7 protein-coding genes are annotated in these 11,557 nt (G+C 42.4%); 2 read left to right on the top strand and 5 right to left on the bottom strand.

Annotated features, from left to right (window positions below):
• The first annotated feature begins 283 nt into the window (after positions 1 to 283).
• Complete coding sequence (locus HHK01_RS13425) at positions 284 to 2,779, top strand: phosphodiester glycosidase family protein (RefSeq protein WP_170008250.1); 2,496 nt, start codon at positions 284 to 286, stop codon at positions 2,777 to 2,779.
• A 46-nt stretch (positions 2,780 to 2,825) separates the two neighbouring features.
• On the opposite strand, the gene HHK01_RS13420 is transcribed toward HHK01_RS13425, so the two are convergent.
• Both HHK01_RS13420 and secA2 read right to left on the bottom strand, forming a co-directional pair.
• Positions 2,826 to 3,743, bottom strand: coding sequence for an accessory Sec system S-layer assembly protein (locus tag HHK01_RS13420; protein ID WP_170008249.1), 918 nt, complete (start codon positions 3,741 to 3,743; stop codon positions 2,826 to 2,828).
• 24 nt (positions 3,744 to 3,767) lie between these two features.
• Positions 3,768 to 6,110, bottom strand: coding sequence for an accessory Sec system translocase SecA2 (gene secA2 / locus HHK01_RS13415; protein WP_170008248.1), 2,343 nt, complete (start codon positions 6,108 to 6,110; stop codon positions 3,768 to 3,770).
• Positions 6,111 to 6,536: 426 nt separating this feature from the next.
• On the opposite strand from secA2, the gene HHK01_RS13410 reads away from it, so the two are divergent.
• Complete coding sequence (locus HHK01_RS13410) at positions 6,537 to 7,607, top strand: glycosyltransferase family 4 protein (RefSeq protein ID WP_170008247.1); 1,071 nt, start codon at positions 6,537 to 6,539, stop codon at positions 7,605 to 7,607.
• A gap of 101 nt (positions 7,608 to 7,708) precedes the next feature.
• On the opposite strand, the gene HHK01_RS13405 is transcribed toward HHK01_RS13410, so the two are convergent.
• The 3 genes from HHK01_RS13405 to HHK01_RS13395 all read right to left on the bottom strand — a co-directional run bounded on the left by HHK01_RS13405 (position 7,709) and on the right by HHK01_RS13395 (position 11,330).
• On the bottom strand, positions 7,709 to 8,767 hold the full coding sequence (locus tag HHK01_RS13405; RefSeq protein WP_170008246.1) for an LCP family protein: 1,059 nt from the start codon (positions 8,765 to 8,767) through the stop codon (positions 7,709 to 7,711).
• A gap of 702 nt (positions 8,768 to 9,469) precedes the next feature.
• The gene (locus HHK01_RS13400; protein WP_228027578.1) at positions 9,470 to 10,474 is read right to left on the bottom strand and encodes an LCP family protein; all 1,005 of its coding nucleotides are present in this window, start codon (positions 10,472 to 10,474) and stop codon (positions 9,470 to 9,472) included.
• A gap of 211 nt (positions 10,475 to 10,685) precedes the next feature.
• Positions 10,686 to 11,330, bottom strand: coding sequence for a YigZ family protein (locus HHK01_RS13395; protein WP_170008245.1), 645 nt, complete (start codon positions 11,328 to 11,330; stop codon positions 10,686 to 10,688).
• Positions 11,331 to 11,557: the final 227 nt, after the last annotated feature.

The raw sequence follows: 11,557 nt of genomic DNA, 5'->3' as shown, positions 1-11,557 counted from the left end.
TACGTGCGATGACATGGGTTGCGGCCAGAAGAAATACCTACCTCTTTTATAGAGGTAGGTATTTCTTTTTGGCTTTTTTGAATCAATTTCATAAATCACTATTCTAACTATACACATACCAGCAGAATAGTAGTTGCTTTAAATTTTTTTTTTGTAGCCGTTGAACTGGACGGGAAGAAAGTTTGATATGGAAAATTTGTCGAATCTCTCTCTTATCTGTCGAAATACGATATACTAAACTTGTGCTTTTTTGGCAGTTTAGTAGAAAAGAGAGGTAGTAGTAATGAAACGCTTTGTAAAACCAATTGTTTCTGTAATTGTTTTTGGTGGACTGTTACTCAGTAGTCCCTTTATTTCCTTAGGAGCAGAGCAAGAACTTTCTCCAGGGGTATCTCACGTTGAAGAAAATACAACTGTTTTCGGATTAAAGCAAAATATTCAACGGCTTGAGGTGGATTTAACGGATCCATACACTACCATTGATGTAGGGATCCCGTCACCTTTCCCTTCTTTGAAAACCACGACCTCTTTGGCAAAGGAAAATACATATTTAGGTCATCAAGTAGTAGGAGCTGTGAATGCTTCATTCTTCGACTTTTCGAGTAGGCTCCCTTCCTATCTTTTGGCTCAAGACGATCAAATCGTCAACTTGGGGGCAGTTTCGGCAAAAGAAAACAACTATATGTATACACCGGCAGCGTTTGGGATCACGAAGGAAGGACGAGGTCGAATTGGAAAGATGCAAATGGATTTAAATATCAATGCAAATGGAAAAACGTTCACTTTGGATGGGCTAAATCGGGTCAGAAGTGATAATGATAGTGTACTTTTTACAAAGAGCTATCGTTGGGATAAAACTCGGACAAATCAATTCGGGCTAGAAGTTGTTGTGGAGGGGTTAGCAACATCCCCTGATACAGAAGCGCGTTTTGGTCAAACTTTAACAGGTAAAGTGGCAGGTGTTCGTCCTTATGGTCAATATACGAGTGCGACGATTCCTGAAAATGGATTTGTCATTTCGGTACAAGGAGATCAAGTTGACTACGTTAGAAACCTTAAGCAAGGAGATCCCGTTTCATTAACTATTGATGTGGATGAAGCGTGGAGAAACGCCGAGTTTATCTTAGCGAGTGGACCATTACTAGTTCAAAACGGACAAGTTGACCTTACAATAGATGAGAATTCTTCCAGAGCTACTACTAGAAGTCCGCGTACAGCTGTAGCCACAAGAAACAATGGGAACGAAGTGTTTCTTGTAACGGTCGATGGTAGACAGCGCGGGTATAGCGAGGGAATGACCTTGCCAGAGTTTGCCAGATACCTAGATAGTTTAGGGGTCGAGCAAGCAATGAACCTTGACGGCGGTGGTTCAACGACAATGGCGACACGATCACTCGGACAACCTTATGTGTCATTAGCAAACCGTCCCTCAGATGGTGCCGAACGAGGAATTTCCACCATCTTACAAGCAGTCAATACCGCACCTAAAGGAATTCCAGAGGTAGTAGAAGCAAAAGCGGCAGAAGAAGGTATCCTGGCTGTAGGAGCGTCTGTCGATATTGCAGTTGAATATGTATTAGATCAATATGATAACCTACTTGGCGAAAACGACTATACAATGACGTATGAAGTAACGAATGATCTTGGTTCTATAGAAGGAAGCACATTCCAGGCAGAACGAGCAGGATCTGGGACAATCCTTGTACGCGCTGATGGTGCTCAAACGGAGATTCCCGTTAAGGTTGTTGATGAAGTAGACAACTTGAGAATCGAACCATCTAAGCTAATGGTAGGAACTAGTCAGACAGTAGCAGTAAGCGCTAAAGCTTCGATGGACGGTGAGAACTTGATCTTTAATGAAGATCAAGTCGTTTGGGCAACAACAGGAAGTATAGGAACAATTGACCAATCAGGCACATTCCGTTCTACATCAGAGGGCAAAGGTACGATCGAGGTTTGGTTTGGAAATCAATCTGCATCTATTCCAGTGGTCGTCAGCAATGATCCTATAAGCTTGGGTAATCTGCACTTACTAGACGGATTAGAGGCGAAAGGTATCCGTTCTAAAACCTCTCTATTGACGTCAACAGATGTACCAGGTATTACCACAAACCCTGTCATGCAACTGGATTATGATTTCCGGAATACACAAGGGACATCTGCCTCTTATGTAACGTGGAAGCAATCGCCAGTGGTAAACGGAAAACCGGAATCTGTGGGGCTATGGGTATACGGTGATGGCAAGTCAAACTGGTTACGTGGACGGATTGAGGATGGAAATGGGAATGAGCAACGCATAGATTTTACAGCGGACAACGGACTGGATTGGTACGGATGGAAGTATGTGCGTGCACAGCTTCCAGAAAACATAAAAGCACCGATCACGTTCAAAGAATTGTATATTGCAGAAACTGAAGATGCCGCTAAATCGAAAGGCACGCTATATTTTGATGGATTACAAGCAGAATTTGTGGACGAGCCACCTGTGTACTTCTCGTCAGCTGGTGCTAAGTCCGTTAACAAGGACAAAGTTTGGACAATTACGTTTACAACATCGATGAGTGACAAAAGCTTGCAAGATGGACAAGTATACGTACAAAAACAAAATGGTACACGTATACCTATCTCCATTGAAGTCGTGAACTCTAAACAAATAAAAGTATCTTCTTCTGCTTATGAAACGGGCGAGGCGTACCAGCTTGTCATTTCAAAGCATGCAAAATCGACGTCAGGAAGATTACTGAAAGAGGCAAGGCAACAAACGTTTATTATAGAATAGAGAAAAGGACTGGAGCTCTCATCAGCTCCAGTCCTTTTTACATTGATTATCGTTGGGTGGCATTAGGAAATGTAATCAGGAAGCGAGTTATATCAGCATCTTGTTGAGCCAACTGGCTTCTATCAAAAACGAACGTCCACGGTTTCGCACTATTTGCAGCAATCGTAAATTCTTTAAATGTAAAGGTGGCTTCTACTAAGAGGTTTGAACTAGCATCAAAAACTTGCACAGGAAGTTCCGGAATTGTAATCTTTTTAGGATATCCACTTCGTATGAGTGCTGTAACAGCGAGCTTTTCGTCATTCACATATTGGGCTGAAATGCCAGTCATGTTCAACTCATTCATTGCGACAGGTGGGAGCGATTGAGCAGCCTGTTCGAGTTGGGAAATTTGCTCTGTGGTTAATTGCTTTTCCCAGCTTTCCGTAAGATCAAGCGATTTTGTTTTTCTGTTTTCTTGAGGAACATGGATCGCAATGCGCCAATTTTGTTCAGGGATTTCTTCTTTTTTAATGTTTTTCATATCAAAGCGAAATCCCCATGGGCGACTAGTATTAGGCTGCAACTCACCTATCTCTGCACCATCGAACTTTTGTCTAGCAAAGACTTGATCGTCACTGGATAAGAGAAAAACGTCTAATTCGCCTAGAGTGACCGCTTTTGCTGCAGACGAGCGAACAAACGCGACTGCCAAAAGGTGCGTTTCCTCAAGCTGCAAATTCACTGCAGAGAACCCAATTTGATTTTTGGCTATTTCAGGAAGGTCCTGATTTAAAAAACGATATACGTACGTTTGTTCTGTAGAAATGCGCCACTTAGGGTGAATGGATAAAGTCGGCTGCACAGTTTCGGAAGTGTGTGTATCTTCTTGTTCCCCGTGTGTATGCTCCGCTATATCAGCAGAAGCAAAACTGGTGTCTTTTCCAGTTTTTTTGGAGTCTTGCTTTCGAAAAAAAGATAACATGTCTGTTTGCCTCCCCTCAGTAATTTATTCAAAAGATCGAAGGACGTTGGCCCATTCTAATGCAAGGTCACGCTCAATTTTCGCAAAATTTTCTTCAAACAAGGTAAACCCATCTCGTTGATATACTCGTACAGGGTCTTCTTGTTGGTATGAACGAAGACCGATACCTTCCTTCAGCCTTGTCATCGCTTCAAGATGTTTTACCCAATGAAAATCAAGGGTAGCAAGGAAGGTTTGCTTTACACGGCTTTGCTGAGTGACTATTTTTCCTTTACTTGCAAATTCATCCCATTTGGCTTCCGCTGCACGAATAAGAGTTTCTTTAATCTTCTTTTGGGAATGACCTTCAAGTGCAGGAGTATACTGAGAACTCATGATGTGCTCCGTGAAACTTTTGAGCCTAATTATGTCCCATTCCTCAGGAAGTGCCTCTTCTGGGCAGTATTGATCAACTGCATATAAAAGGCTCTGTTTTATCGACGGTAATACGACTTGAAGAGGTTGATCAGACCTCAGTATTTTTTCCCGCAATGTATAAACGATATCGCGTTGATCTTTTACGATATCATCTAAGCGCAAAGTAAACTCCCTGTATGATCTATTTGCCCCTTCCACGATTCTTTGTGTACGTTCCACAAATTCGTGTATGGATTTGTTGAGAATTTCGCCAACATCATTTGTAATTGCTTTGTCATTGAACTTTTTAAGGTCATCCTTCGCGTATCTTCGGAACATATCGTCTTCGAGTGAGATGATGAACTGACTTGAACCAGGATCCCCTTGACGTCCTGAACGACCACGGAGCTGGTTATCTATGCGTCTTGCCTCATGTTTTTCGGAGCCAATAACGTGAAGTCCACCAACTCCTGAAACGCCTTCTCCTAATACGATATCTGTTCCACGACCGGCCATATTTGTAGCAATCGTAATTGTTCCAAATTGTCCTGCGTTAGCAATAAGATCGATTTCCTGTTCCACGCTTTTTGCATTTAATAAATGAAAAGAAAGACCGTCCTCCCGCAAATAATTCGCCACGATTTCAGATTGTAGAATTGAAGTCGTTCCCACAAGCACGGGTTGTCCTAACTTGTGGCGAGTTTTTACCTCATTCCGGATAGCATCGTACTTTTGCTCCTTCGTCGAAAAAATACGATCCTCTGCATCTTCACGAATTTTGGGTTTGTTCGTTGGTATTTGAAAGACTTCCATTCCGTATAGCTGTTGGAATTCTTTTTCCTCTGTCTTAGCTGTTCCCGTCATGCCCGCTATATGTGGATATAGACGAAAATAATTTTGAATTGTAATGGACGCCTGCGTTTTGTTTTCGTCTGTAATAGGGACGCCTTCTTTTGCCTCGATAGCTTGGTGGAGTCCGTCACTTAATGAACGTCCTTCCATGATGCGGCCAGTAAACATATCTACAAGCATAATCTTTTGATCACGAATGATATAATCGACATCTTTTTCAAACATCACATGTGCACGAACAGCTTGGATGACATAGTGATATAACGTTTGGTGTTCGAGTTCGTACAAGTTGTCCACACCAAAGGCTTCTTCTACCTTTGTAATCCCTTCTTCTGTCAGGGTGGTAGATTTTGTTTCTTCGTCAAATTCGTAATGAACATCAGGTGAAAAGCGCTTAGCTACTTTTGCTGCTATAAAATGCAAATCAGCACTTGGTTTTGTTTTTCCTGCAATGATTAGTGGAGTTTTAGCCTCGTCAATGAGCACACTGTCCACCTCATCGACAATTGCAAAATGATAGGGCCTTTGTACTTGGTCAAGTGGTGAGGTAGCCATGTGATCCCGCAAGAAATCAAAACCGAACTCTTGTCCTACACCATATGTGATGTCAGCTTGATAGGCGACCTTTTTCGCTTCAGGTTCCATCATGGGAATGTTCAGACCCACAGATAATCCTAGAAACTCGTGAACCCTCCCGATTTGCTCTCGGTCCCTTCGTGCGAGATACTCATTTACAGTAATCACATGGACGCCTTTTTCTGCGAGTGCGTATAGATAGCTTGGAAGAGAGGCGACTAACGTTTTTCCTTCGCCTGTTGCCATCTCTGCAATGTTTTCATCTGTTAACACGAGTCCACCAAGTAGTTGTACATCGTAATGACGCATAGATAAAATACGCTTAGAAGCCTCTCGAACAGTGGCAAATGCCTCGCATCTAATGTCGATTAGCGTTTCTCCTTGCTCTAAACGTTTTTTAAACCGACTAGTTTGTTGTTGAAGTTCGAAGTCACTCATTGTTGAGAATTTTTTTTCTAGGTCAGAAATATTTTCAACAAGCTTTACGTAAGTCTCCAGTTTTCGTTCACTGGCATCAAATAACCTTCGAAGAGATTTTAGCATTTTCGTTACACTCCTCATCGGATGTATATTCCTAACCATTAATATTACCAAAAATACAAGTGAAAAACTAGGGCGCTACTATCGAAATAGACAATCAGTAACCGTTGCATGGTAGAATATCTAGAAGTATATTGAATTTGGTTTTAGAAGATTTTTAGATTCAATGGAATGTTTTTGTTGTTTTTGTCATATAAGACATGAGTTTTTTACAAGTTTGCTATGGAGTTTGTCTATAGGCGTGATATAATGGGTCTGACAAATTCGTCAAGAAGATATCCTTACTGATAAAAGTTTGCCCAGAAGTTCCATTTCTAAGTACAGAAAATCACAGTGCGTTTCGTATACATATGCGAACCAAAAACTACAAGGGGAACAGCTACGTAAAAAGGCCCTTTTTGGTTATGCTACTGCTTAGGGAGGTAAAGCATGATCTATCTAACCTTAGCCCTTAGTTTTATTATATCTGTTCTTGTAACGCCATTTGTGAAAAGAATGGCGATCAAAGTTGGGGCTACAGATAAGCCAAATCAACGTAAAGTTCATCAGAAAATTATGCCACGTTTAGGCGGTCTAGCCATTTATATAAGCTTTTTGCTCGGCTATCTAATTCTGCGTCCCGAGGATCCTGCTACATGGCCGTTGTTAGTCGGTGCTACCATTATCGTGATGACAGGAATGATTGATGATATACGTGAACTGTCACCTAAACTGAAGTTGCTTGGGCAGTTTACAGCTGCAATAGTCGTCGTGGTATGGGGTGGCATTCAAGTCGAATTTATCAATTTGCCCTTTGGTGGCCAGCTTGAATTTGACGTATGGAGCATCCCGTTTACATTGCTCTGGATTATAGGGGTTACAAATGCAATTAACCTGATTGACGGATTAGACGGACTTGCAGCAGGTGTTTCTTCCATTGCTCTTATCACGATCGCCGGTATGGCTTTCATCATGGGAGATACGTTCGTTATGATCACTGCCGGTATCGTGTTAGCTTCAACACTTGGATTTTTGGTCTATAACTTCCATCCCGCAAAGATTTTTATGGGCGATACCGGGGCACTTTTCTTAGGCTTTGTTATTTCTGTCGTGTCACTTATGGGGTTTAAAAACGTTACAGTCATTTCGTTCATCATCCCCATTATTATCCTCGGTGTTCCAATTTCTGATACATTGTTTGCTATTATCCGAAGAATTGTAAACAAAAAGCCTTTGTCCGCTCCGGATAAATCTCATTTACACCACTGTTTGTTACGTTTAGGGTTTACTCATCGACAAACAGTACTTGTCATTTATGCAATTGCGGCATTCTTCGGGATTACAGCTATTATCTTCTCTCAAGCAAAAGTGTGGGGAGCGATATTAATCCTGCTACTGTTAAGTTTATTGATCGAATTATTCGCAGAAAAAGTCGGTTTGGTGAACGAGAATTTCAGACCGTTACTAAAAATAGCTCGAGTCGTGCGAGCAAGTCGACTCCAGGCCACACGTAAAGAATAACGTTGTACAAAGAACCCAGCCATATGGCTGGGTTCTTTCGATATGAAGCTGTAAAAAAGGGCTGCAGGTTAGTGGACCTGCAGCCTTTTTTTGAGTGAATTTTATCCGCGAGAGTCTTCGCTTTGGTCATCCGTTCGTGGAGATGCATATTGACCGGAATCGTTTTGGGCAGTTAATCCGAGATGCGTTTGCAATTGATTTTGTACTTCCTCTAATGCAACCTCATCCAACTTCCAATAGTACGCTCTCCCGCCACTCGCGAAGTCCATCCACCAGTCAGAACCTTCTAACGTGGTTCGTTCGATGTCAAGGTTAGCTCCCTCCATCGCATAGGAGAAGTAGGAAGTCATGTCGTCCCAGCGCATATTTGTTGTCATGTTATCGCCAACTGCTTGCATGGCATCGCGGTATTTGGTTAATGACGAGAAAGATGTAGCTCTGTCTAGAAGAGCTGTGAGCACTTCTTGTTGGCGTTTTCCGCGTTCAATGTCATTGTCCATTTTTCTTGTTCGGACGTAAGCTAAGGCCTCTTCACCGTTTAACAGTTGTTCTCCTGGAAGCAAGTGAATGGCGTTAGCAGTGTCATTGGAGTCCTGTTCGTACATTTCATAAGGAACGTTAACTTCTACCCCGTCAAACGCGTCTACAGTGTCCATAAAGGCTTCGAAATTCATTTTGACATAGTAATCTATCGGAATATCGAGTAACTCTTCTACAGTTTGAATCGTTAAGTCTGTTCCTCCGTATGCATGTGCTTCGGTAATTTTTGTGCTGAAGCCTTCGCCGGGAAGATTGACGTATGAATCACGTGGGATGCTGACGAGTTTTACTGATTTTTCCTCCTGATTAAAGGTGGCGAGCATGAGTGCGTCAGACAAGGCATTTCCTTGTCTGTCACGTGATTCGCTATCGTCTACACCTATGAAAAGTACGGACGTATTTTCCGGGTCTTCTCTCTTTGGTTTGTCTTCCTCTGAGTTTGAACTCCTTGATGGGACCTCTTGAAAGGAAGCTTGTGCAATTTCTTTTGCCTCATTATATAAGTAAGCCCCGTAAGTAACAGAGCCCACGATCACAGCGAGTATCGGTACACCGATCCAAAGTGCAACTTTCTTGCGACGTTTGCGTTTCTTATCTTGCTTATAATCGTTTCGTTTCATTCCAGGATCTCCTTTTGTGAGAGATTGCATTGAGGTGGACGTTTTCGAATTTATAAAACATTCATGAGCGCAGTACGCAACCCATGCATGGAAAAGGGTCACAAAGCAGTCGAGTTGTGCTCAAGGCGGTGTGAGTGGAGCTCCATGTTGTTTATCAAACAACATCCGAAGTCGTTTTTTTAATAGAATACAACATATGATGTTAGGAGTCTGCGTAACTCCGCCCCTTTTCCACAGCAAAAAACTTGTCGAAAAATGCAAAAAACGTTCAAGTGCTATTTTACAACGTATTTTGTAAGTCGTCTATTAACAATTCGATAACAATGTTTATATAATGTAATAGAATGGTATAAAAAGGGATAAATCGGCAGGAGGAAGAGGCGGGTGGCAGACAACGTAAGGACAGTGCCCGTCTTTCAAGTAGGCTCTTTTCGTATCCTTTGTTGTTTTTATTAAACAGTTATTTCATGATGCTACGTAAAGCTGTGTTGATTTCCGCTCCAGGCGGACACTTTCCGCGGGCGGTCAGGGAGCCTCCTCGGCTTAAGTGCGCCTGCGGGAACTCCCTTTGACACGCTTTTCCCGCAGGAGTCAAAGGAGGAAAGGCTAAAGGCGCCACGTCCTGTGGCAACGCCTTTCTGACCCCCATCCTGTGGACCCCCGCTCCAATCAACGAATAGATAGCGGTCACACCACCCCTTCCTAATCCGGATCAGCCGTTACACCTAAATGGTTTCTAAGTTTAGTTTGTACCTCAGCAAGATAGGTTTCATCTAAAATCCAGTAGTATCCACCTTCCCAGCTATCAGTGCCTTTTAGTGTCATACGTTCGATGTCAAGAGATGTTCCACGAAGTGCATAGCTAAAATAAGAAGACAGTTCGTCGGACGGCATGCTTGTTGTCATATTGTTTCCTACAGCATCAATGGCTTCGTTGTATTTTGTGATGGAACCGAAAGACAACGCCTTATCTATAAGAGCAACGATCAGTTCTTGTTGACGTTTCCCACGTTCAATATCGTTGTCCATCTTACGAGAACGAGCAAAGGCAAGCGCTTCTTCACCGTTTAATTCTTGCAAGCCAGGCTGAAGTTGGATGGCGTTCGCTTCGTCTAGAGAATTTTGTTCTGACATAGCAAAGGGGACATCAATTTCAACGCCGTCAAACGCATTTACTATATCTACAAACGCATCAAAGTTCATTTCTACGTAGTGATCGATAGGGATGTGTAGAAGTTCCTCCACAGTACGCACCGTGAGCTCTCGACCACCATTAGGGAAAGTTGCAGGATTATAAGCGCTATTGATTTTCGTGCGATAATGCCCAGGTATATCAACGAGTGAATCTCTGGGGATGCTTAACAATTTAATTGATTTTTCTTTTTCGTTAAAGGTTGCGACCATGAGTGCATCGGATCTGGTATTACTCGTGCCGCGATTTTCGCCTCCATCTACACCAATAAATAAAATGGAAGTGTTTTCTGGGTTGATACGACTGGCACGCTCCCTAGCACGATTTTCTCTTTCCTCTTCGCTAAAATCTAGCGCCTCGTTTTGGCGATCAATTGTACTTTTTACTTGTTGATAGAGGGAGAGACCGTACGCAGTACCAGCAAGAAGAAAAAGTAAAATGGTGATACCGACCCATTTCCCCCAACGTTTTCGTTTTTGACGTTTCCTTTCCACTCTCATCTTAGTTCGATTCATATAGGTACTCCTTTACTACAACCATTAGACGATTATGATTATGGGGACGTTTCATCGTGACCTTGCGATTGTCGAAGAAGTAAGAGATGGGGGTGACTAGTTGTCACTCCTTCGACATATTTCCACGGAAATTTCCATCATTCTCGACTCTTTCGACAAAATAAGAGAGATTTCCTCTTGTTGTTATGTAATTGTTACAATGGAACCCAACTTATTCTTTCGGCAAGACACGCTCTACATAGTGTGACTCACTAATCGTTGTCTGATGCTGGTTTGATGTCAATTCCGTTATCCATTCTAAATAGTGCTCTACTTCACTTTCTAAAACGTGGGTATGGATTGTCACGCGGTCGAGATAATCTATTGTTTGTAAATGGTAATGAGAATGGCGCAGTTCGTTTTCGAGTTTGCCAAGTAATGTGTAGTCGACGGAAGTGGAGATGGTTCGTTTAAGAGCGCATTCGATAAGACCAGCAGCCTGTATGCCTTCACTTGTGGCAGTGCCATAAGCGCGAATAAGCCCACCTGCTCCTAATTTTATGCCACCAAAGTACCGAGTAATCACCACAACGGTATCTTTTAATTTGCGCTTTTTTAATACTTCTAGGATGGGGACACCAGCTGTTCCGCTTGGTTCGCCATCGTCGTTTGCTTTCTGGATGTTGTCGTGCTCTCCAATCAAATAGGCGGAGCAGTTATGTGAGGCATTCGAGTGCTCTTTTTTAATTTGTGCAATAAACGCTTGTGCTTCTGATTCTGTCGTTGCGCGCTTTACATGGGCAATGAACCGGGATCTCTGGACAACAAACTCATGTTGGGTGCAATTGGAAGGAACTGTCATATAATGAAAGTGCATCGTGTCACTCCTCGCAAACTTGTTTCATATGTCTAATTATAGCTAAGTGTGACAGATTACGTCAGTACTTGACAACATATGATCGATGTTTCTAATGTGTGGAAATGTGATGGCGTCAAAGATTACGTGCTATACTACTCATAGAGACCTGCGGAAATGGTCTGATATTTACGGGAAGATATGCCGTCGTTTTGGTCGATGAAACTGAATTGTTAACAAAGCGTAAT

Origin of the sequence: Bacillus fonticola (assembly GCF_012955605.1) — a bacterium.
Taxonomy (GTDB): Bacteria; Bacillota; Bacilli; order Bacillales; family JC228; genus Bacillus_CG; species Bacillus_CG fonticola.
Note: the sequence above shows the minus strand (reverse complement) of the source record. Positions and strands in the feature narration are given on the sequence as shown.